Origin of the sequence: Streptomyces sp. NPDC004539 (assembly GCF_040610055.1) — a bacterium.
Lineage (GTDB): Bacteria > Actinomycetota > Actinomycetes > Streptomycetales > Streptomycetaceae > Streptomyces.
Genome location: NZ_JBEXLS010000014.1, coordinates 111628 through 134700 on the forward strand (window position 1 = coordinate 111628; position 23073 = coordinate 134700).

General features: G+C 69.8%; 27 protein-coding genes. 8 read left to right on the forward strand and 19 right to left on the reverse strand.

What is annotated here, in order from left to right; translation table 11 throughout:
• Positions 1 to 314 precede the first annotated feature (314 nt).
• Positions 315 to 773, forward strand: a complete 459-nt coding sequence (locus ABZX85_RS27470) for a hypothetical protein (RefSeq protein ID WP_355873814.1) — start codon at positions 315 to 317, stop codon at positions 771 to 773.
• A gap of 419 nt (positions 774 to 1192) precedes the next feature.
• On the opposite strand, the gene ABZX85_RS27475 is transcribed toward ABZX85_RS27470, so the two are convergent.
• On the reverse strand, positions 1193 to 2194 hold the full coding sequence (locus ABZX85_RS27475) for a YafY family protein (protein WP_355873816.1): 1002 nt from the start codon (positions 2192 to 2194) through the stop codon (positions 1193 to 1195).
• A gap of 40 nt (positions 2195 to 2234) precedes the next feature.
• Here ABZX85_RS27475 and ABZX85_RS27480 point away from each other — a divergent pair, with 40 nt between their 5' ends.
• Both ABZX85_RS27480 and ABZX85_RS27485 read left to right on the forward strand, forming a co-directional pair.
• Complete coding sequence (locus ABZX85_RS27480; RefSeq protein WP_355873819.1) at positions 2235 to 3347, forward strand: epoxide hydrolase family protein; 1113 nt, start codon at positions 2235 to 2237, stop codon at positions 3345 to 3347.
• A 66-nt stretch (positions 3348 to 3413) separates the two neighbouring features.
• Positions 3414 to 3803 carry a hypothetical protein gene (locus ABZX85_RS27485; protein WP_355873822.1) on the forward strand — a complete coding sequence of 130 codons (390 nt, stop codon included), beginning with the start codon at positions 3414 to 3416 and terminating at the stop codon, positions 3801 to 3803.
• Positions 3804 to 4294: 491 nt separating this feature from the next.
• Here ABZX85_RS27485 and ABZX85_RS27490 read toward each other — a convergent pair whose 3' ends face one another.
• The 7 genes from ABZX85_RS27490 to ABZX85_RS27520 are packed head-to-tail and all read right to left on the reverse strand — an operon-like array spanning position 4295 to position 9396.
• Complete coding sequence (locus ABZX85_RS27490; RefSeq protein ID WP_355873825.1) at positions 4295 to 4981, reverse strand: 4-carboxy-4-hydroxy-2-oxoadipate aldolase/oxaloacetate decarboxylase; 687 nt, start codon at positions 4979 to 4981, stop codon at positions 4295 to 4297.
• The gene (locus tag ABZX85_RS27495; RefSeq protein ID WP_355873828.1) at positions 4978 to 5721 is read right to left on the reverse strand and encodes a PIG-L deacetylase family protein; all 744 of its coding nucleotides are present in this window, start codon (positions 5719 to 5721) and stop codon (positions 4978 to 4980) included. Before ABZX85_RS27495 ends, ABZX85_RS27490 begins: the two co-directional genes overlap by 4 nt.
• A gap of 52 nt (positions 5722 to 5773) precedes the next feature.
• On the reverse strand, positions 5774 to 6802 hold the full coding sequence (locus ABZX85_RS27500; protein ID WP_355873831.1) for an alpha/beta hydrolase: 1029 nt from the start codon (positions 6800 to 6802) through the stop codon (positions 5774 to 5776).
• 10 nt (positions 6803 to 6812) lie between these two features.
• Positions 6813 to 7205 carry a DUF59 domain-containing protein gene (locus tag ABZX85_RS27505; RefSeq protein ID WP_355873833.1) on the reverse strand — a complete coding sequence of 131 codons (393 nt, stop codon included), beginning with the start codon at positions 7203 to 7205 and terminating at the stop codon, positions 6813 to 6815.
• Positions 7205 to 8281 carry an amidohydrolase family protein gene (locus ABZX85_RS27510; RefSeq protein ID WP_355873836.1) on the reverse strand — a complete coding sequence of 359 codons (1077 nt, stop codon included), beginning with the start codon at positions 8279 to 8281 and terminating at the stop codon, positions 7205 to 7207. The genes ABZX85_RS27505 and ABZX85_RS27510 overlap by 1 nt, the downstream gene beginning before the upstream one ends.
• 51 nt (positions 8282 to 8332) lie before the next feature.
• Positions 8333 to 8734: a heme-binding protein gene (locus tag ABZX85_RS27515; RefSeq protein WP_355873839.1), complete on the reverse strand. Its 402-nt coding sequence runs from the start codon at positions 8732 to 8734 to the stop codon at positions 8333 to 8335.
• Positions 8731 to 9396, reverse strand: coding sequence for a hypothetical protein (locus ABZX85_RS27520; RefSeq protein ID WP_355873841.1), 666 nt, complete (start codon positions 9394 to 9396; stop codon positions 8731 to 8733). The genes ABZX85_RS27515 and ABZX85_RS27520 overlap by 4 nt, the downstream gene beginning before the upstream one ends.
• 193 nt (positions 9397 to 9589) lie before the next feature.
• Here ABZX85_RS27520 and ABZX85_RS27525 point away from each other — a divergent pair, with 193 nt between their 5' ends.
• The 3 genes from ABZX85_RS27525 to ABZX85_RS27535 all read left to right on the forward strand — a co-directional run bounded on the left by ABZX85_RS27525 (position 9590) and on the right by ABZX85_RS27535 (position 11158).
• Entirely contained in the window at positions 9590 to 9997 is a 408-nt protein-coding gene (locus ABZX85_RS27525; RefSeq protein WP_355873844.1) for a helix-turn-helix domain-containing protein, read from the forward strand.
• A 158-nt stretch (positions 9998 to 10155) separates the two neighbouring features.
• On the forward strand, positions 10156 to 10863 hold the full coding sequence (locus ABZX85_RS27530) for an alpha/beta fold hydrolase (RefSeq protein WP_355873847.1): 708 nt from the start codon (positions 10156 to 10158) through the stop codon (positions 10861 to 10863).
• Between the two features lie 19 nt (positions 10864 to 10882).
• Entirely contained in the window at positions 10883 to 11158 is a 276-nt protein-coding gene (locus ABZX85_RS27535; protein WP_355873850.1) for a muconolactone Delta-isomerase family protein, read from the forward strand.
• A 7-nt stretch (positions 11159 to 11165) separates the two neighbouring features.
• On the opposite strand, the gene ABZX85_RS27540 is transcribed toward ABZX85_RS27535, so the two are convergent.
• The 5 genes from ABZX85_RS27540 to ABZX85_RS27560 form a co-directional block, all read right to left on the reverse strand.
• Entirely contained in the window at positions 11166 to 12125 is a 960-nt protein-coding gene (locus tag ABZX85_RS27540) for an amidohydrolase family protein (RefSeq protein ID WP_355873853.1), read from the reverse strand.
• 32 nt (positions 12126 to 12157) lie between these two features.
• The gene (locus ABZX85_RS27545; protein WP_355873856.1) at positions 12158 to 13492 is read right to left on the reverse strand and encodes an MFS transporter; all 1335 of its coding nucleotides are present in this window, start codon (positions 13490 to 13492) and stop codon (positions 12158 to 12160) included.
• Positions 13493 to 13543: 51 nt separating this feature from the next.
• Positions 13544 to 13903: a hypothetical protein gene (locus ABZX85_RS27550; RefSeq protein ID WP_355873858.1), complete on the reverse strand. Its 360-nt coding sequence runs from the start codon at positions 13901 to 13903 to the stop codon at positions 13544 to 13546.
• A complete protein-coding gene (locus ABZX85_RS27555; protein WP_355873861.1) occupies positions 13900 to 14763 on the reverse strand; it encodes an extradiol ring-cleavage dioxygenase in 864 nt (287 codons plus the stop codon). The genes ABZX85_RS27550 and ABZX85_RS27555 overlap by 4 nt, the downstream gene beginning before the upstream one ends.
• Before the next feature lie 168 nt (positions 14764 to 14931).
• Positions 14932 to 15963 carry an AraC family transcriptional regulator gene (locus ABZX85_RS27560; protein WP_355873863.1) on the reverse strand — a complete coding sequence of 344 codons (1032 nt, stop codon included), beginning with the start codon at positions 15961 to 15963 and terminating at the stop codon, positions 14932 to 14934.
• 133 nt (positions 15964 to 16096) lie between these two features.
• Between ABZX85_RS27560 and ABZX85_RS27565 the strand changes: the two genes are divergently transcribed.
• Positions 16097 to 17680: a bifunctional 3-(3-hydroxy-phenyl)propionate/3-hydroxycinnamic acid hydroxylase gene (locus ABZX85_RS27565; RefSeq protein ID WP_355873866.1), complete on the forward strand. Its 1584-nt coding sequence runs from the start codon at positions 16097 to 16099 to the stop codon at positions 17678 to 17680.
• A complete protein-coding gene (locus ABZX85_RS27570; RefSeq protein ID WP_355873869.1) occupies positions 17677 to 18105 on the forward strand; it encodes a nuclear transport factor 2 family protein in 429 nt (142 codons plus the stop codon). The genes ABZX85_RS27565 and ABZX85_RS27570 overlap by 4 nt, the downstream gene beginning before the upstream one ends.
• A 12-nt stretch (positions 18106 to 18117) precedes the next feature.
• Here the strand turns inward: ABZX85_RS27570 and ABZX85_RS27575 are convergent, their stop codons facing one another.
• The 6 genes from ABZX85_RS27575 to ABZX85_RS27600 all read right to left on the reverse strand — a co-directional run bounded on the left by ABZX85_RS27575 (position 18118) and on the right by ABZX85_RS27600 (position 22921).
• A complete protein-coding gene (locus ABZX85_RS27575) occupies positions 18118 to 18966 on the reverse strand; it encodes a class III extradiol dioxygenase subunit beta (RefSeq protein ID WP_355873872.1) in 849 nt (282 codons plus the stop codon).
• The gene (locus tag ABZX85_RS27580) at positions 18959 to 19318 is read right to left on the reverse strand and encodes a protocatechuate 3,4-dioxygenase (RefSeq protein ID WP_355873875.1); all 360 of its coding nucleotides are present in this window, start codon (positions 19316 to 19318) and stop codon (positions 18959 to 18961) included. The genes ABZX85_RS27575 and ABZX85_RS27580 overlap by 8 nt, the downstream gene beginning before the upstream one ends.
• A gap of 122 nt (positions 19319 to 19440) precedes the next feature.
• On the reverse strand, positions 19441 to 20082 hold the full coding sequence (locus tag ABZX85_RS27585) for a response regulator transcription factor (protein ID WP_355873877.1): 642 nt from the start codon (positions 20080 to 20082) through the stop codon (positions 19441 to 19443).
• Positions 20079 to 21692, reverse strand: coding sequence for a histidine kinase (locus ABZX85_RS27590; RefSeq protein ID WP_355873880.1), 1614 nt, complete (start codon positions 21690 to 21692; stop codon positions 20079 to 20081). Before ABZX85_RS27590 ends, ABZX85_RS27585 begins: the two co-directional genes overlap by 4 nt.
• A gap of 4 nt (positions 21693 to 21696) precedes the next feature.
• The gene (locus tag ABZX85_RS27595) at positions 21697 to 22578 is read right to left on the reverse strand and encodes a class III extradiol ring-cleavage dioxygenase (RefSeq protein WP_355873883.1); all 882 of its coding nucleotides are present in this window, start codon (positions 22576 to 22578) and stop codon (positions 21697 to 21699) included.
• 106 nt (positions 22579 to 22684) lie between these two features.
• Entirely contained in the window at positions 22685 to 22921 is a 237-nt protein-coding gene (locus tag ABZX85_RS27600; protein WP_355873886.1) for a hypothetical protein, read from the reverse strand.
• Between the last annotated feature and the right edge of the window lie 152 nt (positions 22922 to 23073).

The window sequence follows — 23073 nt, forward strand, 5'->3', positions numbered from 1 at the left end:
TCCGTCGCCGCGGGGAACGGCGTGGCGCCGGGCGGTCGGCTGTGGTGCGGAGGACCGGGGACGGGGTGAGGCCATCGGCCGAGCGCCTCCGGAACACACGCAAGGCGCGATTCCGCTTCCACTTGTACGGCGCCCTCCTTTTTTGAGCATGTTCCGGCGTCAACTCGGCTCCGCCGCACCGGAGTTGGTTTTCGGACAGATCCATGTCCGGATCTCGTTTTTTGATGTGTCCAGCACAAAATGAGGTGCTTGCATATGCGCCGAGGCGGCTCCGAGGCCGCCCACTCACGCAGCACTGAAATTGGGGGATTCTCATGCGCGTACATCTCAAGCATGCCCTGGTGGGCCTCGCGGCTCTCGGATTCGTCCTGGGCACGCAGACCGCAGCCCAGGCGGAACCCACCACCAAGGAAGCCACCGCCGTCGCGATCAGCACCCTCCGCTCCCCGTACGGCGGAGTCAACGTCTACCTCGACGGCGTCTACGCCGGCCAGGTCTGGTGGAGCCAGGACCCCGGCGGCGACCTCAACGGCGACGGGAACACCGACCCCGGCGACGCGCTCATCGCCTACGACAACGTCGCCGACGGCTACGGCATCGAAGCGACCCTGCGCACCTCCGACTCCCACAAGGCCACCACCCGCGGCCACTCCTCGCCGTACTGGAGCCCTTGGGGGACCGGGAACCTCACGGAGGGCGACACGTACTACGGCGACGCGTGCGTCGTGAAGGGCACGTTCTCCAGCTGCGCGTCCTTCTCGGTCGTCGCCTGACGGAGGCTGTCGCGGGCTGATCGGTGACGGGGATCGGGGGCCGCACGAAGGGCCCTCGATCCCTGCCGGTACGCCGAGACGACGCACGGCTTCTCTCGCCGAACAGAACTCGGCGTACGGCCCGGATCATCTGCTTTTTGCCGGATCATGGCCCTTTTCCGTCCGGGAGTACATCCCGCTTCCACCTGCGAGTTCCCGGAAGCTCCCGAAAAATTGTGCACTGGGAACGGATCTTGAAGCCCCAGCCGGGACACGGGCGGCTTTTCTGCTGGGGATCGTGGTGTCGCTCGCGGCGAACATCACGGCGGCGCCGATCAGAGCCGCTACGTTCACCGTCACAACCGGCGAACCCGAACAGGGCCGCGTTTCTTGTGGGACCCCGGCACTCTCGAAGACGACGAAGAATGGCGGCTGGCACCTCACCCCTCAGCCGGGGCGGGTGGACTGTCGGACGGGGCCGGTCCGGGGCGTCCCGGTCCGAGGGCTGTGGCGTAGCGCTGGTGGACGCGTCGGATCTCGGTGGCGAGTTCGGTGTCGCGGTCGGGGTGTGCGAGGCGGAAGTCGGCTTCGAGGTGGCCGAGCAGGGGTGCGAGGTGGCGGGGGGAGTCGGCGGAGAGGGTGACGCGGCTGGTGGTGGGGGTGAGTGGTTCGACGACGGCGTTGGAAGGCAGCCGGTCGGCGACGTGGTGTGCGGCGTCCTCAACAATGAGTTCGGCCTGGTACGGCCAGGGCGTGCGCAGGACGCGGTCGAGGACATACGCGGTGATGTCGTCGGCCGGCAGGGGCCGGAGGGTGAAGCGGGGGGCGGCGATGACCTGGGTGAGGTGCATACGGTCGAGGCGCAGGGTGCGCCAGTCGTCACGGGTGAGGTCCCAGGCCAGGAGGTACCAGCGGCGGCGCGCGCCGACGACGCGGTGGGGTTCGATCTCGCGGGTGGTGGTGTCGCCGGTGGCGGATGTGTAGTCGACGCGTACACGGGTGTGTTCGCGGCAGGCGGTGGTGAGGACGGTGACGAGGTCGGGGTCGGGGACGGTCTGGGGGTCGGCGGTGGTGTATTCGGCGACGGCCTGTGCCTGCGCGCGCAGCCGGGCAGGCAGGAGGCGGACGACTTTGGCGACGGCGCGTTCGGCGGCCTCGTCCCCGCCTGCGGCGGTCGTGCGGCGCAAGCCGATCAGTACGGCGAAGGCTTCGTCGGCGTCGAACAGGAGCGGGGGGAGACTCTCGCCGGAGCCGAGGCGGTAGCCGCCGCCGGCGCCGGGGACACCCTCGATGCGGTAGCCGAGTTCCCGCAGCCGGTTGATGTCGGTGCGCAGGGTTCGGGAGGTGACATCGAGGCGGCGGGAGAGGTCGTCGCCGGACCAGACGGGTCTGGTCTGGAGGAGAGAGAGCAGGCGCAGGGTGCGTTCCGAGGTGGCGGCCACGGGATAAATCGTACCGGATTGCGGAAGCTAATCTTCCGCAATGGCTGTAAGTATGGACGTCATGAACGAGAACCACCCCACCCCCTACACCATCGACGTCCCCGACAAGGACCTCGCGGAACTGCGCGAGCGGCTGGCGGCCACCCGATGGCCGGACGCGGTCGCCGACGACTGGTCCCGGGGAACCCCGCTGTCCGCGCTGCGCACTCTGGTGGACCGCTGGAGCGGCCATGACTGGAAGGCGAGCGAGGAACGGCTGAACCGGCTGGACCACTTCATGTCGGACGGCATCCACTTCGTACGCGCCGGCACCCGCGGCAAGCCGCCGTTGCTCCTCCTGCACGGCTGGCCGGACTCGTTCCTGCGCTTCGAGAAGATCGTGCCGCTGCTGGCGGACGACTTCGACCTCGTCGTCCCGAGCATCCCCGGCTTCGGTTTCTCCGACCGGCCGCAGACTCCCGGCACAGGCGCGGCTCGTACCGCCGACCTGTTCGCGGGCCTGATGGAACGCCTGGGTCTGGAGCGGTACGGCGTCCACGGCGGCGACTGCGGCGGACAGATCGCCGAAGCCCTTGCGCGCGGCCACGGCGACCGCGTGACCGGCCTGCACCTCACGGACCTGCCGTTCTGGCACACCTTCGTCGACCCGTCCACCCTGGACGACGCCGAGCGGCAGTTCCTCCAGGACGCCCAGGAGTGGTCGCGGCAGGAGAGCGCCTACCAGATGGTGCAGTCCTCCAAACCGCAGACCCTCGCCTATGGCCTCAACGACTCCCCGGCAGGGCTGGCCGCCTGGTTCTTCGAGAAGTACCAGTCCTGGTCCGACGGCGACGCCGTGACCGCACTGGGCATCGACGCGATCCTGGACAACCTGACCCTGTACTGGGTGACACAGACCGGGCCGTCCTCGGTGCGCTACTACTACGAGAACTCCACCACGCTCCCGGAGATCCTCTCCCGCCCCCCGACCACCGTCCCCGTGGGCTTCGTGCAGTTCCCCGCCGACCTCCAGCACCCACCCCGCTCCCTCGTCGAGCGTTCCCTCAACCTCCAACACTGGACGGACATGCCCTCCGGCGGCCACTTCACCGCCTGGGAAGCACCCCAACCCCTCGCCGACGACCTGCGCGCGTTCTTCCGCGACCGCACCTGACCCCCTACCCCCGGTCCGGGTGCGGACGGCCTTCCCGCCGTCCGCACCCCGAAGGAGTTTGCGCTGATGATTCCCCATCCCGACGAGATCGTCGTCGTGGAGGACGCCGCCGCCTGGCGCGCGTGGCTGATCGCCAACGAGGACACCGCCGCCTCCGTCTGGGTCCTGATCGCGAAGAAGGGGACCACCGCGCCCACGACCCTCACCTACGACGAGGGTCTGGAGGAGGCGCTGTGCGCCGGGTGGATCGACGGACAGAAGTGCGGCTGGGACGAGGCCACCTTCGCGCAGCGCTACACGCCGCGTAGGCCGCGGTCGATGTGGTCCCAGCGCAACGTGTCCATCGCCACCCGCCTCGCGGACGAGCGCCGCATACGTCCTCGCGGCCAGGCCGAGATCGACCGGGCCCAGGCCACCGGCCGCTGGCCCGCACCACCCGACCCCGACACCGCGTAGACGCGTCCCCCCCCCAGACGTCTGCCGCGCCAGACATCCCGGAAGCGGCGGTGCCGAGCTGCTGCCGCATCGGGGCGGACAGGGGGGATCACGGCGATGCGGACCGCGATGCTCGGGTCCGCCGCTCGGGACAGCGGATCGCCTCGGAGTGTCCTGCACTCTCGCGACCACCCTGGTGATCTCCAGCGATCGACGGAGCCGGTTCCTTGAATCGGTCTGCGCCGAGAGGAGCGCCAGGCCCGCGAACGCGGCTGCGCAAAGTGTGGACACCGCCGCACCGCGCATCAGCAAGCCGATCCTCCAGCTTTTCTGGCCGTTCCTCCGCCGTGATCTCTTCGGACCACGGGCAGAGCCCCGCGGACAGATGCCCGCGGCGAGAGATCCACGCCGCACGCGAACGACCACCGGGGGGTGATACGAGTTGAAGAGCGGCGAGCAGTACGTCGGCAGGGGGCGCGCCGGTCGGTCATCGCACTGATTTCTTCCGGTTCCTACGCGCCATACGCCTGATACCGCACTCCGAGGCGCTCCAGTGTCTCGCGCAACCCATAGCGGTCCAGCCCCAGTTCACCTTCCTGGAACGCCGCCCTGGAGGCCGCCTCCTTGTGTTCGCGGGCCTCAGCCGCCTCGGCCGTGCGCCGGGCGTCGGCACGGGGGACGACGACCACACCGTCGTCGTCCGCGAGGATCACGTCGCCGGGGTGGATCACCTGGCCGCCGATCGCGATGGGGATGTTGACGGAACCGCCGGTCGCCTTCACGGTGCCTTGTGCGGAGACCGCGCGTGACCAGGCGGGGAAATCCATCGCGCGGAGTTCCTGGGTGTCGCGGACGCCGGCGTCGATGACGAGTCCACGGACGCCGCGCCGCTGGAGGGCGGTCGCGAAGAGTTCACCGAAGAGGCCGTCGGTGGAGGGGGAGGTGGTGGTGACGACGAGCAGGTCGCCGTCGGCGCACTGCTCGACGGCCGCGTGGATCATCAGGTTGTCGCCGGGCCAGGACAGAACGGTGACCGCGGTACCCGCGACGCGCACACCTTGCTGGACGGGACGGATTCCCGTACCCAGCAGTCCTGTTCGGCCCATCGCCTCGTGCACCGTCGCCACCCCGTACCCGGCGAGCGCCTGCACCTCCTGCGCGGAAGCTTTCGGAGGACCGGTGACGATCACGCCGCTCATGCCAGCTCCCCTGTGACCTGCGGGTAGGGACGCATGTACGCCTCGGCGTACGTCCGGTGCGGCAGCCCCAGGTTGGGACCGGCGTTGCGCTTGAGCTGGACACCCCGGCGGACGGCGAGGTCGGTGTAGTAGTCCCACAGATGCTGCTGCGCGCCGAGGCACTCCATGGCCTTGCGCTTGGTGTCCCACACCTCGGTGATGTCGAGCAGGACCTCGGGCCTGAACCCGCTCATCTCGGGCTGGTGCGGCTCGAAGTAGAAGACCGGCGGTGCGCCGATGATCTCACCCGCACCGGGGTAGCCGATGGCCTGAGCGAGAACCCGGGCCTCCAGAGCCATGCGGTTGGCGGCCGGGTGGTCACCGTTGTAGGGGTCCTCGACGGGGTGGGTGAGGACGACGTCCGGCTGGGTCGCCCGGAAGACGGCGACGAGTCGGTCGGTGAGGTCCGGGGTGGCGACGAGCGGGTAGTCACCCGCGTCGAAGAAGAGGATCTCGGCGCCGAGAGCGGCGGCGGCGTTCTGAGCCTCCTCCCGGCGTATCGTCTTGATCTCCTCCAGCGTTCTGCCTTCGCGCCACGCCTTGGCGGACTCGCCGCGCTCGCCGAAGGTCAGGCACGCGACGGTGACTTTCTCGCCGCGTGCGGCGGCCAGGGCGATGGCTCCCCCCGCTCGCCACACGAAGTCGCCGGCGTGCGCGGTGACGACGAGAGTGGACCGGGGAGTTGCAGCGTCTTGGGACATGGGTCTGATCTCCTTGCTGAACGAGTGACGGATCACGGCGGCGGACAGTTGCTCAGCCGTTCCAGGGGTCCCCTCGCAGGTGACGGTCGAAGAACCGCTCGACCAGGCCAGGGGTGAGGACCACGTCCCGTGCCCCGGTGCCGGGTTCATCGTGCGAGGAGCGCAGGGTGGCCCGGTACGGCGCCCCGGGTTCCTCCCAGGCCGCTGTGTTGAGGAAGCCGTGGTCGACGCCGCGGACCAGGAGGAGATGTGCTTCGGCACCGGCCCCTGCCAAGGCGTCGTACAGTCTGCGGGCCTGCGCGGGACCGATCACCAGGTCCGCGTCGCCGTGCAGCAGCAGGACCGGTGGAGCACCGGGAGGTATCCGGTGGACGGGACTCGCGTCGCGCGCGAGGTCGGGGAGGTCGGCGGGTCTGCCTCCCAGAAGTCCCCAGGAAGGGTCGTCGGGGTCCTGGTCACCGAGGATGCCGCCGGGGAGGGCGTCCTCGGATACGCGCAACAGGTCGGTGGAGGGGTAGCCCGCGACCACGGCCCGGACCGCGGGCGCATCGCCGTTCTCCGGACGTGCTCCGGCGAAACCCGCGAGGAGCGCCAGGTGAGCTCCCGACGAACTCCCCCACAGCCCGATCGCGTCCGCGTCCAGGCCGTACCGGGGTGCGATGTCGCGCAGGTGGCGCAGCGCGGCGGTGACGTCGTCGAGTTGCGCGGGCCACACGGTGAGTCTGCTGGAGCGGTACTCGATGTCGGCCATCGCGTACCCGCGCTGTGCGAACAGGCGGGTCAGGTTGGGGCCGACTCCCCGGCGCTGTCTGCGCCAGCCGCCGCCGGGGAGCCAGGCGATCACCGGTGCCGGCGTGAGGGACGGGGTGGGGAGGTAGAGGTCCATGCGCAGGTCGGCTTCGTCCTGCGGGTGGCCGAACGCCATGTCGCGGATCACCCGGACGTCTGGCGGGGGGAGTGCGGCGGCCGGTCCGGGAGCCTTGCTGAGTCCCTCCATGAAGCGCTGGGTGACCTCGGCGTTGTGCACCCGTACCGCGGCCTCGTCCCGGGGTGCGGCCGAGGCCGCGGACGGGTCGTTCATCGGTTCTCCTCTATGCCGTTCGGCTCTGGTTCAGCGCGGTCAGCGGCAGGAGCCTCCGGCGTTTCTCGGTCCGGTGCTCGGTGAGACGCTGCCGGTAGTCGGGAGCGAGCCGGTCCTCGGTCCACTGGGTCTCGTGGTCCAGGGTGACGTCGACGCCGGTGACGCCGGCCAGCTGAGAGAGCCGGATGCGGGTCTCGTTGACGAAGGTGGCCAGCAGCATGCAGGTGGGGTCGGTGAGGGTGATCTCCACACCGATCCTGGTGCCGTCCGTGCCGGTGTCGAACCAGACTTTGTTGATCATTCCCATGTCGTCCATGCCGGCCGGGACGCCGGCGACGGTGCTGCACGGGTCGACGATCCCGTTGAGCACCGTCCGGACCCGGGCCTCGGTGATGTCGTTCATCACGCCGCCTCGGTCCGTGCCGGCTCCACGTGGCCACCCCAGGCCGGAGCCAGTTCGTCGGTGTCGAACTCGTCGCCGGCGAGGCGGGCACGCAGGTCCTTCTCGTCGATGCCGTGCATACGGAGGAAGTTGCCGCCGAGGATGTCCTTCTTCGCCTGGAGGGTCAGCGGCTCCAGGCCGTCCTCCTCGACGAGATCGCGCGGTGTCTCGAAGTTCCAGAACGCCTCGATCAGCGGGCGCGGATGGGCCGCGAGGCAGCCGGTTCCCCAGATGATGCGCTGGGAGCCGTTGTGCGCGGCGAGGAAGGCTCCCATCGCCTTGGCGAACCGGCGCGGCGCGGTGCGTGCCAGGGAGGCGGTCACTTCCAGGTTGACGACGACGTTGTCGGTGGTGTCCATCAGCAGTGCCGTCTCCTCGACGAACGCGAGTCCGCCGTGCACGATCTCGAAGGTCAGGTCGGGGAAGGCCAGCGCGGCGGCCTCGACGTCGTCGATACGCAGGGAGGAGGCCGGTCCGGGACCGACCGGGAGTGCCTTGTGGATACCGACGACCTTGATGCCGCGTTCCAGAGCGCGTTCGTACACGGGGAAGCTGGTCTTCGGGTCCCCCATGTCCAGGCCGGTGATCCTGCCGTCGATCAAGTCGTACGGGTAGAACTTGAGCGCGTTCACCTGGTATTCGTCGACGAGTTCGTCGACCCGTTCCACCGCGCCGGGCCGCAGCGGGGACACCGCGCCGTAGAGGAACACCCGGTTCGGCCAGCGGTCGCGCATGGCGAGGCCGGTGGCCAGGGGGGAGCCGCCGTCGTGGAAGAAGTGGTAGATCGGGGTCTCGTGGTACACGATGACGTCGGACTGGCTCTCGGCGAGGATCGCCCGGCCGAGGACCTCGGGACCGGCGCCGTGGTCCATCCACATCGATTTCTCGATGGTGTAGTCGGGTCCGCTCCACTGGCCGTGCAGGTGGTGCATGTGTTCGCCGACCATGCGGCCGACCTGCTCCTCGTCGACGCAGTTCTCGGGGAGGAAGTTGTAGTCGTGCGCGACGCCTTCGACCACGAGGGTGTTCTCGATCACGGTCTGTTCCTTCGGTGAATGTGGTGCGTTTTGTGGGGGCTGTGGGGGCTGTCAGACGAGGAATGCGGCAATGGCGGTGAGCGCCTGTGCCGCGAGGCGGTCGTCGGTGGTGGCGAGCGCTCCGCCGACCCCGATCCCGCCGATGACCTCGCCGTCGTCCGCGGTGATCGGGTGTCCGCCGGGGATCGCCAGCAGCTGGCTGTCGACCAAGTGCGCGTCCTTGCCGAATTCCGCGAACTCGGCGGTCGGCAGGTGCATGACCGCCGCCGTGTACGCCTTGCGGCGCGATGTCTCGACACCGATCGCCGCGGCGCCGTCGTCCTGGAGCAGGACCTTGAGGACGCCGCTGCTGTCGACCACGGCGACGCACACGTGCAGGCCGTCGAGGCGCGCGGCGTCCAGCACGGCCTCGGCGGCCTGGTGCGCGATGGCATAGGTCAGTGGTTGCCTCATGTCGTCCTTCTCTCGTCGGCATCGGACTTCTGCGGGACCGGCCGGATGACGTCCCAGTGCTCGACGGCCTTGCCGCCGCGGACCCGGTAGAGGTCCAGGACGGTGAAGCCGGGGTCCTGGGGAGCGAACTTGTACAGGGAGTGGACGGCGACGTCGAAACCGGGGTTCTCCAGCGAGGAGGCGAAGAACGCCTTGGCCGCGGCCGTTCCGTCGGGGGACTGCGGGTTGTGCTGGGGAAAGGGGTCCGCGGCGTAGCGGTCGAAGGCGGTGACGTCCCGGCCGGTGGTCACCTCGTCGACGAGAGCCGTCACGACCCGTCTGCTCGTTGCCGTGGACACCCGCGGGTCCGGCCACTGCCGGCGCGGAGTGCTCAGCGTGGAGAACATGTCGTTGCCGCTGACCGTGTCGGCCGGTACGTCCTGCGTGACGTCCCAGTGCTCGACGATCTTCCCGCCGTCGACCCGGAAGATGTCGGGTCCCACGAAGTGGTCGATCACGGACAGGTCGCCGTGGTTGAGGAGCCGGTCGAAGAAACGGACCACCATGGTCTTGTCCGCCGTGGACCGGCGGTCACCGGTGTGTGCCGAGGCGGTGGGATGCGGCCGGGGTGAGGCCGCCGCGGTGGTGACGGCTCCCGCCGACAGCACCGTGACCGTGGCCACGGCGGTGGGTGTTCGTAAGGCTCTTCGGGTACGGCTCGTGAGTATGGCCATGGAGGGTCCTCGTTCTCGTGGGAGGAGTTCACCGAGGTACGGCAGGCGGGCTGGGAGTCACGCCTGCACCCAAGGGTTGGTTACCGCTTGTGTGTAACCCCATCGTGGGTGACTATCTGGAAGGACGTAAGGAGGCACTTTCATGTCAGCCACGAACAGCGATGTACCCGACCCTCTGGACAAGAGCTGCCCTATCCGCGAAGTCCTCGACCGGGTCGGCGACAAGTGGAGCACCTTGATCGTCGTGCGGCTCGGCAAGCGCACGCACCGGTTCAACGAACTGCATCGCGAGATCGACGGCATCAGCCAACGGATGCTCACCCTGACCCTGCGCAACCTGGCCCGCGACGGTCTGGTCAGCCGCACGGTCTATCCCTCGGTGCCACCGCGCGTCGACTACGAACTCACCGAGCTGGGACGCACCCTGCTCACCCCCATCACCGCGCTGCACGAATGGGCCGTGGCCCACCGCGACGACATCCATCAGGCTCGCGTAGTCCACGATCACACCGCGGCTGCGGAGAGTGGTTCCGTACCGGCACCCGCCTGACCGGGCCACCCGCGACGGATGACGTAGGCGGACCGCGACGGACCTCCGCGCCGGTCCCGTCATTCGCACGTTCCCGAAGCCGCCTCTCGCTCCCTACTGTCGGTCTCCGGTGCCGTCGTACCGCACACGGCGGCACGGAACGGAAGGTGGCCCCTCGTATGAGCACGTTCGTCCTCCTCCACGGCGCCTGGCACGGCGGCTGGGTCTGGCAGCGCGTCGCGCCCGCCCTGCGCGCCGCCGGGCACGAGGTGCACACCCCCACCCTGACCGGGCTCAGCGACCGCGCCCATTTACTGAATCCGCAGGTGGGGCTCTCCACGCACGTACAGGACGTGGTCGCCCTGCTGGAGGCGTACGACGCCCGTGACGTCGTCCTCGTCGGGCACAGCTACGCCGGCCAGGTCGTCACGGGGGTCGCGGACCGGGTACCGGAGCGGCTGTCGGCGCGGGTCCACCTCGACGCGTTCGTGGGAGGTGACGGCGACTGCGCGATCGGACTGCTGCCCGCGGCGGTCGCCGGGCACTACCGCGAGTCGGTCGCCGGGTCCGGCTTCGGCTGGCTCGTCCCGGTACGGCCGCTGGAGCGGCTGGGGGTCACCGAGCGGGCCGACCTCGACTGGCTCACGCCCCGGCTGACGCCGCACCCCTGGCTGACCTACACCGAACCGCTCTCGCTGGCCGGCGGCTCGGAGCTGGTCCCGGGGGTGTTCATCGAGTGCGTGGACTGGGCGCGGGTCTTCAGGGCGCAGGCAGAGCGCGCGGCGGCCCGGGGATGGCCGGTGCACGAGATCGCCACCGGCCACGAGGCCATGGTCACCGCCCCGGACGAACTCGCCGCCCTGCTGCTGAAGATCGCCGCCCGCTGATCACCGAACGGAGACCACCATGGAGTTTCTGGTCCGCACCGAGAACCTGCTGCCCGCCGACACCCCGGACGACGTCCGCGAGCGCCTCAGGAAAGGCGAGCGTGAGCGCGCCATGGAACTGCGCGCGGCGGGCGTCCTCAAGCGGCTGTGGCGGGTCCCCGGCCGATCCGCCACGATCGGCCTGTACGAGGCCGAGGACCCGGCGGCGCTGCACGACGCCCTGACCTCGCTGCCCATGTGGAAGTGGATGGACGTCACGGTGGAGGCGCTCGCCACCCACCCCCAGGAATCGTGAGCCCGCGTCAGAGTCCCAGCAGGCGCTCCGCGTTGAGGTGGCAGATCTTCGCCCGGTCGCTCTCGCTGATCGGGGCGTTCTCGATGAAGGCGACGGCCTCGGCGTTGTCCTCCATGGGGTAGTCGGTGGAGAACATGATGCGGTCGGCGCCGAGGGCGAGCAGGCTGCCGAGCAGCGGCGCCTGCGCGCACACGCCGCTCGTGGTGATCATGACGTTCTCGCGGAAGTAGTCCGAGGGCCGTTCCCTCCCGAGTTCGATGCCCCGTCGATGGGCGAACTCCCAGCGGCTGTCCAGCCGCCAGAGCATGCCCGGCAGGCTCTCGCCCATGTGCCCGAGGATCAGCGTGGCGCCGGGGAAGCGGTCGAAGACTCCCGAGAACACGATGCGCAGGGCGTGCGTGGCGGTCTCCACACCCCAGCTCCACATCGGGCCGATGAGCTCCTCGTGGCCGCGCAGGTTGTGCCAGGTGTCGAAGGAGTTGGCCGGGTGCAGGTAGAGCGGGACACCGAGGGCCTCGGCCCGTTCCCACAGCGGCAGGAACTTCTGCGCGTCCAGGTATTCGCCGTGCGTGTGGCCGTTGACGAGCACACCGCACAGACCCAGCTCACCGACCGCGCGGTCCAGTTCCCGTACGGCGGCGTCCGGGTCCTGGAGGGCCAGGGTGGCGAAACCGGCGAACCTTCCGGGGTGCTTCGCCACGGTCTCGGCGAGGAAGTCGTTGGTGAGCGCCGCGTTGCGGACCGCCGTGGCCGTGTCCTTCTCGGCCTGGACTCCAGGGGAGACGAGCGAGAGCACTTCCACGTCGATGCCGTACCGGTCCATCTGCGGCAGCCGGACCTCGGTGAAGTCGAGCAGCCGCCGCAGCGAGGTCTGCCAGTAGTCCGGTGCGAACAAGGCGGCGCCGGGGAGGCTGTAGTGCTCCATCGCCGCGGTGGTGAAGTGCTCTTCGAGAGCGACCTTGCGCATGGGAGTTCGCGTCTCCTTTCGTGGCGGCGGGTTCAGGAGGGCCGTACGGCGGGCAGGGCGACCGCCGGCGGCACACGGCGCCTGGTCCGCGGCCGGCCGTCGCCGCGGGGGACGCAGACAGCGGCCAGCGCACCCAGTGCGCCGATGGCGGCGAAGATGTAGAAACTCCACTTCAGATCGAGTCCGGAGGCCAGGATTCGGCCACCCAGCGAAGGACCCACGATCGCGCCGAGGCGTCCAGCGGACAGTGCCCACCCCATCGCGGAGGCGCGCAGTTCGGACGGCATGCGCTCCACGACGAAGGCGTTGACGAACGCCTGCACGCCGAGCAGTCCGAGTCCGCACACCATCAGCGACGGGTACAGCAGCCAGCGGGCCGGGGACAGACTGATCACGAGCAGGCCGCCGGCACCGGCCAGGAAGGCACCCGCCACCACCCGGCGGGGCCCGAGCCGGTCGGCCAGCACTCCACCGGGTACGAGTCCGGCGCTCGCGCCGATCCAGGACAGGCAGGTGAGGGTGAGCGCGCTGCTGGTCGAGAAGCCGCCGGTCTGCATGATGGTCGGCAGCCAGGTGCCGAAGGCGAAGGTCAGCAGCAGTCCGCAGAAAGCCGTCAGCCACAGGAGCACGGTGGTGAGCGCGAGGCCGCGCGCGAACAGCGGCGCGAGTCCCAGCAGACGGTCCTTCGGAGCGTTCGCCGGCAGCCGCGGCTCGGGCAGACCGAACCGCTCGGCGACGCGCACCGCTTCTTCGGGTCTCCCGGTGCGCAGCAGGTGCAGGGGACTGTCCGGCAGCCGCAGCGCCGCCCAGGGGACGACGGTGACGAGGGCTCCCGCACCCACGAAGTACAGGACGCGGAAGGAGACGTCGGGCAGCAGCCACGCGCCGAGCAGGGGTGCGGACAGCGAGCCGAGGCAGGATGCCGCCATGACGGCGCCGATGGCGCGGGAGCGGCGTCCGGCGGGGGACATCTCGGCGACGACGGCCGTCAGCGTCGGCAGGACGACCCCCAGACCCACCCCGGCCAGGAACCGGGAGGCGGCGAAGGAGCCGGGGCCGGCCGCCGCACCGGACGCGATCATGCACAAGGAGAACAGCGACAGTCCGCCGAGCAGCAGTCGACGGGGGCCGAGACGGCGTCCGGTCGCACCGGCGACGGCGGCGCCGATGAGCATGCCGAGCGCCGTGAGCGATCCGATGTCACCGGCCTCCCCCTTGGAGAGTCCCCAGGACGGGGTCGCCAGGAGTGAGGGCACCGTGGTGCCGTACACCGACAGGTCGTATCCCTCGAACAGCGCGATCACGGCGGTGAGCAGGAGGAACGACGACGTGGCGGGGGTGCGTGGCGTGGCGGGTTCTGCTTTCACGGGCGGTGCCCTTCGGTGAAGGTCCTCGACGGTGAGGACCGCGATGTCTGCTCATGTGGTGATGTCGGGGTACGGCATCCGGATGTGCCGCATGCGCTCGGCGTAGGCCCGCTGGTACTCCAGCGGTCCGTGGTCGCGCTCGAACAGCGCGATGAAGAGCGTGAGCGTGAGGAACGGGTGGGCACCCATCTCGAAGAGAGCGACGTGGTCGTGCCGGCGCAGCGCGTCGCGTTCGTCGTCGGTGAAGGACAGCCAGGTGGTCCGCTCCGTGTCGGCGCAGTTGAGGAGCCGTCCGGCCAGTTCGGCCTCCCACCGTTCGACGGTGGCGGCGGGGTCCGTGCGGTAGCACTCGACCAGTTCGGGATCGCGGTCGACCGTGTAGAGGAACTTGTCCAGGAGGTACTTGCTCACCGGGACACCCCCTCGGGGTACCAGGTGAAGTACGCCTCCATGGTGTGGAACAGGTCGAGGGTGTCGACGTGGTCGGCCTTCCGGCCCTCTCCCGCGACCCCCATCATCAGCAGGAAGTCCATGAAACCGTGGGTGGCGTTGCCCGGCGCGTGCAGGCTGTCGAGGGTCACCTCGGCCAGGCACCCCTCGATGTCCCCCGAGGCGATCCACTCCACGGCCCTGCGGTCGAACTCGGGGTCGGGGCCGTGCTCGCCGAACTGACGCGGACCTCCCAGTTCGAGCGAGAGGTGGCCGGTGCCGATCACGGCGACCCGTTTGTCGCTGTCCCAGGACTCGACCATCTCCCGGATGGCACGGCCTAGTTGGACGAAGCGCCTCGGCTGCGGCAGCGGCGGCGCGAAGATGTTCGTGTAGACCGGCACGATCGGCAGGTCGGCCTCGGGACGCAGCGTGATGATCGGACAGGTGATGCTGTGGTCGATGCGCAGCTCGTTGGAGAACGCCAGGTCGAAGTCACGGTCCAGGCCGTCGCGCAGCAGGTGCGCCGCGAGGTCCTCCTCCCCCTTGAGGAGCATTCTCGGCAGGCCGAACTCGCGTTCCTCGTTGTACCAGTTGGCGTCGAACAGCGGCGCCTTGCCGATGAGGAACTGCGGCATGTTGTCCAGCCACAGCTGATGGAAGTGGTCACTGCCGACCATCACCAGGACATCGGGCCGCGCGGCGGTCAGGGTCGCGCGGAACCGTTCGGTCTTCGCCACCCACTCGTCCGCGTAGTCCGGCCGGTCCGCGCCGGTGGCGGTGCTCGTGCGGTAGTAGAAGGGGTGGTGGGTGGAGGCGACGACCGCGGCCAGTTCAGCCATGACGGCCTCCGCCGCGGGTTCGGAGGAAGGACGGTGCGGCGTTCACGGAAGCCTCCCGTGGTGATGCGGACGACTGGGAGGCATCACCGTGCACGGGAGGCGGGGGTCGGGGACAGCCGGTTCGCGCACGCCGTGCGGCCGGTCCGCGCAACGCCGGCCGCCGTGCCGTCAGCGACGGCCTCGGCTCCTGGCGGCGGCCAGCGTGGCGGCGGGGAACTCTCCGAACCGGTCACGGTAGGCGCGCGCGAAGCGGCTGGGGTTGGTGAACCCCCAGTACGCGGCGGTGTCGGCGACGGTCCCGGCCCCCTGCGCGAGGTCGTCGTGCGCGCGATCGAGCCGTACCTGGCGCACGAACTGCATCGGGGTGACCTGATAGCGCTCGCGGAAGGCGTACTGGAGGGAGCGCGCACTCGTCCCCGCCAGCCTCGCCAGGTCGGCGACGGTATAGCCGCGGTCGGGTGCGCGCTCGATCTCCTCGACGACCCGGTCGAGAGCACCGTGGTGCACGGGGGGTGGCGTACCGGCGAGGAGCTGCTCGGTGTAGGAGTGCGGCTGGGACAGCAGCAGACCGGTGACCAGGCTGCGTTCCAGGAGTTCCTGGTGGTGTCCGTACACCGGGTCGGCGGGAAGGTGCACGGTCTGGAGGAGTGCGGAGAGGACCGCCGTCCACCGGCGGCCGGGACCGTCGCCGACGGGGAACGCCAGGTGGAAGTCGATGGGCCTGACGACCGGCCGGCCGAGGAGTGCGGACAGTTCCTCCTCGACCCGCGTCCGGCTGAGCTTGATGGAGAGCTGGACGGCGTCGGCGTCCCACCGCGGCAGCGCGGTGTGCCGACCGGGACCGAACACGGTCGCCACTCCCGGTGAGGCCACCGCTTCCTGGTCGCCGCTCCGGGAGACGACACGGCCGGTGAGAACGACGTTCACGTGGTACGCGGGCAGTTCTCCGGGGACGACACTGGCGGTGATCCCCGGCTGGACGTACCCGATCGTGGTCAGCGCGAGATGGACCGCGCTGATCCTCGGCCGCCGCGGGGTGGCCCGCCGGTCGTGCGCGTCGATCCGCGCCGGGTAGAAGTGCCGGTTGAGGGTGTCCCGGAACAGGCCGAAGTCGGGGGCCGTGACCTCGTTCGGCACGTCGAGGAAGGCTCGGAACGGAAGGTCGGGTCCGTCGGTCCGGCCCTGCGCGTCACTGTTCATGCGGCACCTCTTCGCTCCGGTGGACGGTGTGTGCGCGAACCGTCCTCGGCCGTGCGGGAAACGTCTCGGTGGCCGGTGCACCCGTTCCTACTGTTCTCGTCATGACGCGATGCACCGACGTGAGGAAGGCGCCATGACAGGGACGGACGAAGCGACGGCCGACGTGGCGGTGATCGGTTACGGTCCGGTGGGCCGGCTGCTGGCACTCCTGCTCGGCCGGCACGGCAGACGCGTGGTCGTGATCGAACGCCGGCCGCACGCCTATCCGTTGCCTCGCGCGGTGCACTTCGACGACGAGGTCGGCCGCATCTTCCAGTCGGTCGGGATTCCACCGGACTCGGTGACCGACTCCGTCATCCCTTACGACGACTTCTACGAGTGGCGGGACGCCGGCCGTCGGCCGCTGCTGCGCATGGACTGGAGGGGGCTCGGGCCATCGGGATGGCACGTCAGCCACTTCTTCCACCAGCCGGCTCTGGAGACGCTCCTCGACACACAGGTCGAACACCTGGAGCCGGTCACGGTACTGCGCGGCTGGGAAGCGGTGTCCCGTTCCGAGGACGCCGACGGCGTCACCTTGGAACTCGCGTCCGCGAGCGGCGAGCACCGTGAGGTCACAGCACGCTACGTGGTCGGCGCGGACGGCGCGAACAGCCTGGTCCGATCGTGGATCGGTCCGGCCGTCACCGACCTCGGCTACTTCCACGACTGGCTCGTCGTCGACCTTCTGATGCGCGCTCCGGCGGAGGACTTCGACTTCTCCCCCGCCGCCTGGCAGCTGTGCGACCCGAAGCGTCCTACCACCCTGGTGCCGGGAGGACCGGGTCGCCGGCGTTTCGAGTTCATGCGGCTGCCGGGTGAGACGGCGGACGAACTCGCCGACGAGAAGACCGCATGGCGCCTGCTCGCTCCCTGGAACATCACTCCGGACAACGCCGGCCTCGAACGGCACAGTCTCTACACGTTCCAGGCACGCTGGTGCGACACCTGGCGCAAGGGACGGCTGCTGCTGGCCGGCGACGCCGCTCACCTCATGCCGCCGTTCGCCGGACAGGGCATGTGCAGCGGTCTGCGCGACGCCGTCAACCTCGCGTGGAAACTGGAACTGGTCCTCGACGGTCACGCCGCCGACAGCGTCCTCGACACCTACGGCAGCGAACGCGCCGAGCACGTACGGCACTTCATCCAGTCGTCGATGGACCTGGGAGGGGTCATCTGCCTCACCGACCCGTTCGCCGCCGAACAGCGCGACGAGACGATGCGCGCCGAACTCGCCGCCGGCCTCGAACAACCGCCACGTCCCCTGCCGCGTCTGGGCGCGGGGTTGCGCCGTGACGACGCCGGGGGCGGTCTGCTGTCCCTCCAGGCCGAGGTGGACGACGGGAACCGCCGGGGACTGTCCGACGACGTCATCGGCGCCGGAGGTGTTCTGCTGCTGGCCGATCCCCGACTGCGCGAGGAACTCCGCCCGCGGGACAACGCGTTGCTGGCGGACCTCCACTGGCAGGTCGTCGCCCTGGACACCGAACCGGGCGCGGGACGGGTCGTGGACGTCACCGGCGCCTACACGGCGTGGCTGACGCGGCTCGGCGCGGTCGCCGTGCTGATCCGGCCCGACTTCTACGTGTACGGCGCGGCCGTCGACGCCCGGGACCTCACGGCGTTGCTCGACCATCTCGGTGCGGCTCTGCACGTGCCTGCCTCCACTCCTCGATGAGTGCCCTCGACCGGGCCGCCGAGCTGCGCGCGGTCCATGCCCGGCACGAGGTGATCAACACCCTCGTCCGCTACCTGCGCGCCGTCGACGGTCAGGACCTGGACGGCGTCCTCGCCGAACTGCGGTACGCCACCGTCGGTTTCGGCGGCCCGGAGCACCACGGCACCGGGGAACTGGCCGCGCTCTACCGCGCCGCCTTCGCCTCCGGCAGCCGTACCCTGCATCTCCTGCACGAGGCCGAGGTCGAGCTCTCCGCGTACGGTCCCGGTGTCGTGGGCCGTGCCGTGTATCAGCGGTGGTCGCTCGACACGGACCCGCCGGCCGTCACCGCGTTCGGCCGCTACCACGCGGTGTTCACCCGCGAGGGGGGACAGCTGCGGCTGCTGCGGCTGACCGTCGCTCGCGAGTGGCAGCGGGAGGGCTGAGACTTCGGCGCGTCAGTCTCCTCGGTTGTCGAACAGTGCCAGGCCGGCGGCGGTGTTCGAGGCGGGGATGTGATACGCCGTGTGCACAGTACGGACCCGCTCGTTCAGCGCGCCGCGCATGATGAGCCACATGATCAGCTCGATCCCCTCGGAGCCGGCCTCGCGGAGATAGTCCTCGCGGCTGAGCGACGCCAGCTTGTGCGGGTCGTCGGCGATGGCGTCGAGGAATTCGTGATCGAAGTCCGGGTTGACGAACCCGGCCCGAGCACCGGCCAGTTGGTGGGACATGCCGCCGGTGCCGAGAATGCCGACCGTGCGTGCACCGGAGTAGGAGGCGATCGCTCTCCCCAGCGCCTGACCCAGCGCGTAGCAGCGTGCGGCGGTCGGCTGTGGGTGGCGGATGACGTTGACCAGCAGGGGGATCACCGGACAGGGCCAGGCGTCTCCCGGCTCGGGTGTCCACACCGACAGCGGGACGGTGAAGCCGTGGTCGACGTCGAGTTCCTGGAACACGGTGAGGTCGAAGCCGTCGTCCATCAGCCGTTCCAGGAGGTGGAAGGAGAACTCGGGGTCTCCCACGACGTCGGGGACGGGACGGCGGCCGAACCCCTCGTCGGCCACCGCGTACCGTTCGGCGGTGCCGAGGGCGAAGGTGGGGACGATGTCGAGGTCGACGCCGTTGGCGTGGTCGTTGTAGATCAGGATCGCGACGTCCGGTGTGTGCCGTGCCAGCCACTCCCGGGCCGGCGCGTAGCCGTCGAAGAGCGGGGACCACGCGGGGTCGGCCGTCCTGCCGCGGTCCATGGCCGCGCCGATCGAAGGGACGTGCGACGTGGCGAGTCCCCAGATCACCTCAGACATCGGTCCGTCCTCCCGCCGCCATCGCCGCCTTGAACTCGGTCTCGGACGTGCCGGTGAAGACGCCGCCGAGGTACTGCATGGACCGTCCGTCCAGCAGAGCGAGTTTGTAGACGTAGAAGATGCTGCCGCCGAGGTCGAGCATCGCCTGCCAGTCGCGTCCGAGAACCGCTCGGGTCTGGTCCGCCGAGAGACCGAAGCGCGCGCAGTAGGCGGCTTCGTCGCCGGTGAACTCCTCGCGTGCGGTCACCTCCCGCAACGACATGAACAGCCGGTTCATCTGGTGTCCTCGGCGGCTGGCGGGTCCGTCGAAGACATAGGTCCACGGCGGCTGAAGCCTGTTGGGGTCCGTCATGTTGGCTCCCTGGACGAAAGGGGTGCGCGAGGCACGTGGGGATCGCTTTTCACGGTAGTGAGGCGGCGGCCGGCGGGTCATCGACCGCATGTCCGGATCGCGACGCGACAAATGACGTACCGCTATCGGGGAACGAGTCCCTGGCGGACGGCGACCAGAGCCGCCTGGGTGCGGGACGTCAGCTGGAGCTTGCGCAGCACGTTGCTGACGTGGGTGCGTGCGGTCCGTTCGCTGATGACGAGTTCGTCGGCGATCTGCTGGTTGGAGTGTCCCCGCGCGACGAGAGCGAGGACGTCGCGTTCGCGGCCGGTGAGCGCGCCGAGTCCGGTGGACGGCGACACGACCTCCTGGGTCAGTCCCCGCGCCACCGACGGGTGCAGGAAGACGTCGCCGCGTGCCGCCGCGCGCAGCGCCGCCACGACCTCGTCGGGTTCGGCGTCCTTGAGGAGGTAGCCGGACGCTCCGCCGGCGAGCGCGGTGTGGACGCGTTCCATCTCGCCGAAGCCGGTGAGGACCACGACCTTGACGTCCGGGTGGTCACGGGTGATGCGTGCGGTCGCCTCCGCTCCGTCCATCCCCGGCATCAGCAGGTCGATGAGCACGACATCGGGCAGCCGGCCGTGCGTGGACATCTCCCGCAGCCGGTCGAGCGCCTGCCGTCCGTCGGTGGCCTCCGCGACGACCTGGAACTCACCGAGCGCCTCCAGGTAGGCGCGGATACCCCGGCGCACCACCGCGTGGTCGTCGACGATCATGACTCTCATCCGAGTGCCTTTCCCAGCGGCAGGACCTGTACCTGGTCCGTCACACGGTCGGGGGAGACGGCCAGAGGCAGGGGGATCACCACGCGGACCGACGTGCCGGCACCCTGGTGCCGGCCGGTGTCGAGGGTGCCACCCCAGCGTTCCGCGCGCTGCCGCATGCTGGTCAGTCCGTATCCTCCGTCGGGTCCGGGGTCCTCGGCGCGTGCGGCGTCCATGCCTCTCCCGTCGTCGGTCACAGTCACGTCCAGCGTGTGGTCCCGTACTCCGATGCGGAGGATCACGGTGCCGGCGTGCGCGTGCTTGACCACGTTGTGGACGGCCTCCGTCACGATCCGGTACACGTCCTGCGCCGTCCCCTCCGCGATCAGTTCAAGGCCGGGACCGAGGACGAGGTCGAAACGCAGTCCCGTCCGGTTCGACGTGCTCGCCACGAACGCGCGCACGCTGTCCTCCAGACCGAGTCCGGTGAAACGCGGGGGACGCAGTTCGTGGACCATCGCGCGCAGGTCCGTCAGCGCTGTCCTGGACAGGGTTCCGACCTCGTCGGCGATCCGCCGTACGCCCTCGCCCGGGACGGCGTCGGCGTCGGCGGCGAGCACGGCCAGGGAACTGGCCTGCATCGCGATGGAGAACACCTGCTGGACGATCGAGTCGTGCAGGTCGCCGGCGAGGCGTCGGCGCTCCTCCCGCCGGGCCAGTTCGCGTTCGTTGCGCAGCAGCGCCGCGTAGTCGACGGCGACGGCCGCCTGGTCGGCCATCGCCTCCAGGAACTCCAGCGTGCGCCGTCCCACGGTCTGGCCGGGAGCGAAGAAGGCGTTCATGACGCCGGTCACCCGGCCCCGGATGATCAGCGGAACGCTCGCGAACCAGTCCCACTCCGGGGTACCCAGGTGGTCACGCAGCGGTTCCCAGGCCGGGTCGGTACGAACACTGCCGCCACGGTCGGGCACGACGACCGGTGTGCCCAGCTCGATGGCCTCCATCATGTGGAGGGTGGCGCCGCGCTCGCGGCACTCCATGATCAGCGCGAAGAAGTCGTCACGGGGAGGGAAACCCGCCGTCCCCATGATCTGGAGGCTCTCGCCGGGTTCGTCGAGGGTCATGATCTGCACCGCGGCCAGCATGTCCGCGCGCAGGACCTCGCGGGCGAGCGCGTCGAGGATGCCGGTGATCGAGCCGCTGGTCGAGCCGTCCGACGCGAGTTTCGCGGCTGTCCTGGCCATGGCGACGACGCGGCGTCTGCGGTGGCGTTCCGCGCTCACGTCACGGAACGCCACGAACGTCGCGGGTTCCCCGCCAGGGACGGGACCGGTGCGGTAGGCGAACTCCCGGCGGTCTCCGTCGTGGGTCGTCCAGGTGCACACCTGTTCGTCGGGAGCGTCGTCGAACAGTCCGAGCCGGTCGGCCGAGAAGCCGTGCGCGGTCTCGAACGGTGCCTTCTGGCCGGTCAGCCGCTCGGCCGGTGAGCCGCACAGAGCGGCGCCGACGTCGTTCACCCTGAGGAACCGGCCGGCCTGGTCGACGACCGCCAGTCCGTCGAGTGCGTTCTCGACGAGACACGACCAGGCTCCGGCCGCTGCGGCGAGCGTGGTCCTTTCCGAGGCTCGCATCGGATCAGTCCAGCGTGAAGGAGCGCTTGGCGCACCCCATCGTGAACCCGTCGATACCGGTGCGGACCGGCGCCTGCGGGTCGGTGGCGCTGCCGAGGGTGATGAAGACGGGGAGGAAGTGGTCGGGGGTGGGGTGCGCGTACGGCATGCCGGGTGCGCGGGTGGCATAGGCGGCGAGTTCGTCGACGTCGCCGCGAGCCAGCGCGTCGGCCACCCAGGCGTCGAAGTCCGAGGACCAGGACGGTACGGCGCCTCCGGTGAACATCTCCTGGGTGAGGAACGGCAGTCCGTGGGTCATGAACCCGGAGCCGATGACGAGGATGCCTTCCTCGCGCAGTTCGGCGAGGCGGCGTCCCAGGGCCATGAGCCGGATGGGGTCCTGGCTGGGCATGGACATCTGCACGACCGGGATGTCGGCCGTGGGGTACATCGCCATCAACGGGACCCAGGCACCGTGGTCGAGGCCGCGCGACGTGTGCTGGTGGAGGGGTTCACCGTCAGGCATGACAGCGGCGACGCGGTGTGCCAGTTCCGTCGCGTCGGGGGTGTCGTAGCGCAGCTGGTAGTAGCGCTGGGGGAAGCCGCCGAAGTCGTAGACCAGCGGGGTGCCGGCGGCGGGACTGGATATCGCGAGCGGAGCGTCCTCCCAGTGCGCGGAGACGATCAGGATCGCCTTCGGCTTCGGCAGGGTCTGCGCCCAGTCGAGGAACTGGTGCAGCCAGGGACCGTCATCGAAGGTGGGAGGTGCTCCGTGGCTGAGGAAGAGCGCGGGGAGCGGACCGTCGGCGGGGGTCCACTCGCGCTGGACGCGAGCGCGTTCCAGAGCGCCGGGAAGAAAGGCGTCGTACGCGCCTACGGGTTTCTCGGGGATGACGACGGAAACCATGGGAACCTCTCGGTGGTCAGCCGTCGTCCCGGCAGGGGACGACGGAGCTGATGGCGTGGTCGATACGGCGGCCCGCATCGCACAGGTGGCACTGCTGGACCCTGGTCTACGGGGTGAACACGAGCCGACGGACCTCGGCGACGTGGCCGGGAGCGGTGGCCTCGGCCTTCTCCCGGCCGGCGTCGGTGAGGACGGCGAGCACCTGGTACTCGAAGTGGCTGATCCCGGCGTCCCGCCGGAGCTGTGAGTCGAGCGCGGCAGGCAGCCGGATCAGGACGCCGGTCAGCGCTCTCCAGGTCGCCTTCTCCTCGGCGTCCAGCCAGTGCGGTGCCGTATCGGTCATGACCTCACCTCCGGTCGTTCGCTTGAACCGTCAAGTGCCACTGAAGTCGAAAGTCACTTGAAGCGTCAAGTGATCGGAGACGGGCACATTGATGTGCCTGACGGACAGGGAAGTGCCTCCTTACGGCCTTTGCCGCCGCCAACTCATGATGG

What these genes read in the sequence shown, in the direction of transcription:
- ABZX85_RS27470 (WP_355873814.1), top strand. Translation starts at nt 315, where the DNA reads ATGCGCGTACATCTCAAGCATGCCCTGGTGGGCCTCGCGGCTCTCGGA.
- ABZX85_RS27480 (WP_355873819.1), top strand. Translation starts at nt 2,235, where the DNA reads ATGGCTGTAAGTATGGACGTCATGAACGAGAACCACCCCACCCCCTAC.
- ABZX85_RS27485 (WP_355873822.1), top strand. Translation starts at nt 3,414, where the DNA reads ATGATTCCCCATCCCGACGAGATCGTCGTCGTGGAGGACGCCGCCGCC.
- ABZX85_RS27490 (WP_355873825.1), bottom strand. Translation starts at nt 4,981, where the DNA reads ATGAGCGGCGTGATCGTCACCGGTCCTCCGAAAGCTTCCGCGCAGGAG.
- ABZX85_RS27495 (WP_355873828.1), bottom strand. Translation starts at nt 5,721, where the DNA reads ATGTCCCAAGACGCTGCAACTCCCCGGTCCACTCTCGTCGTCACCGCG.
- ABZX85_RS27500 (WP_355873831.1), bottom strand. Translation starts at nt 6,802, where the DNA reads ATGAACGACCCGTCCGCGGCCTCGGCCGCACCCCGGGACGAGGCCGCG.
- ABZX85_RS27505 (WP_355873833.1), bottom strand. Translation starts at nt 7,205, where the DNA reads ATGAACGACATCACCGAGGCCCGGGTCCGGACGGTGCTCAACGGGATC.
- ABZX85_RS27515 (WP_355873839.1), bottom strand. Translation starts at nt 8,734, where the DNA reads ATGAGGCAACCACTGACCTATGCCATCGCGCACCAGGCCGCCGAGGCC.
- ABZX85_RS27525 (WP_355873844.1), top strand. Translation starts at nt 9,590, where the DNA reads ATGTCAGCCACGAACAGCGATGTACCCGACCCTCTGGACAAGAGCTGC.
- ABZX85_RS27530 (WP_355873847.1), top strand. Translation starts at nt 10,156, where the DNA reads ATGAGCACGTTCGTCCTCCTCCACGGCGCCTGGCACGGCGGCTGGGTC.
- ABZX85_RS27535 (WP_355873850.1), top strand. Translation starts at nt 10,883, where the DNA reads ATGGAGTTTCTGGTCCGCACCGAGAACCTGCTGCCCGCCGACACCCCG.
- ABZX85_RS27540 (WP_355873853.1), bottom strand. Translation starts at nt 12,125, where the DNA reads ATGCGCAAGGTCGCTCTCGAAGAGCACTTCACCACCGCGGCGATGGAG.
- ABZX85_RS27555 (WP_355873861.1), bottom strand. Translation starts at nt 14,763, where the DNA reads ATGGCTGAACTGGCCGCGGTCGTCGCCTCCACCCACCACCCCTTCTAC.
- ABZX85_RS27560 (WP_355873863.1), bottom strand. Translation starts at nt 15,963, where the DNA reads ATGAACAGTGACGCGCAGGGCCGGACCGACGGACCCGACCTTCCGTTC.
- ABZX85_RS27565 (WP_355873866.1), top strand. Translation starts at nt 16,097, where the DNA reads ATGACAGGGACGGACGAAGCGACGGCCGACGTGGCGGTGATCGGTTAC.
- ABZX85_RS27570 (WP_355873869.1), top strand. Translation starts at nt 17,677, where the DNA reads ATGAGTGCCCTCGACCGGGCCGCCGAGCTGCGCGCGGTCCATGCCCGG.
- ABZX85_RS27575 (WP_355873872.1), bottom strand. Translation starts at nt 18,966, where the DNA reads ATGTCTGAGGTGATCTGGGGACTCGCCACGTCGCACGTCCCTTCGATC.
- ABZX85_RS27580 (WP_355873875.1), bottom strand. Translation starts at nt 19,318, where the DNA reads ATGACGGACCCCAACAGGCTTCAGCCGCCGTGGACCTATGTCTTCGAC.
- ABZX85_RS27585 (WP_355873877.1), bottom strand. Translation starts at nt 20,082, where the DNA reads ATGAGAGTCATGATCGTCGACGACCACGCGGTGGTGCGCCGGGGTATC.
- ABZX85_RS27590 (WP_355873880.1), bottom strand. Translation starts at nt 21,692, where the DNA reads ATGCGAGCCTCGGAAAGGACCACGCTCGCCGCAGCGGCCGGAGCCTGG.
- ABZX85_RS27595 (WP_355873883.1), bottom strand. Translation starts at nt 22,578, where the DNA reads ATGGTTTCCGTCGTCATCCCCGAGAAACCCGTAGGCGCGTACGACGCC.
- ABZX85_RS27600 (WP_355873886.1), bottom strand. Translation starts at nt 22,921, where the DNA reads ATGACCGATACGGCACCGCACTGGCTGGACGCCGAGGAGAAGGCGACC.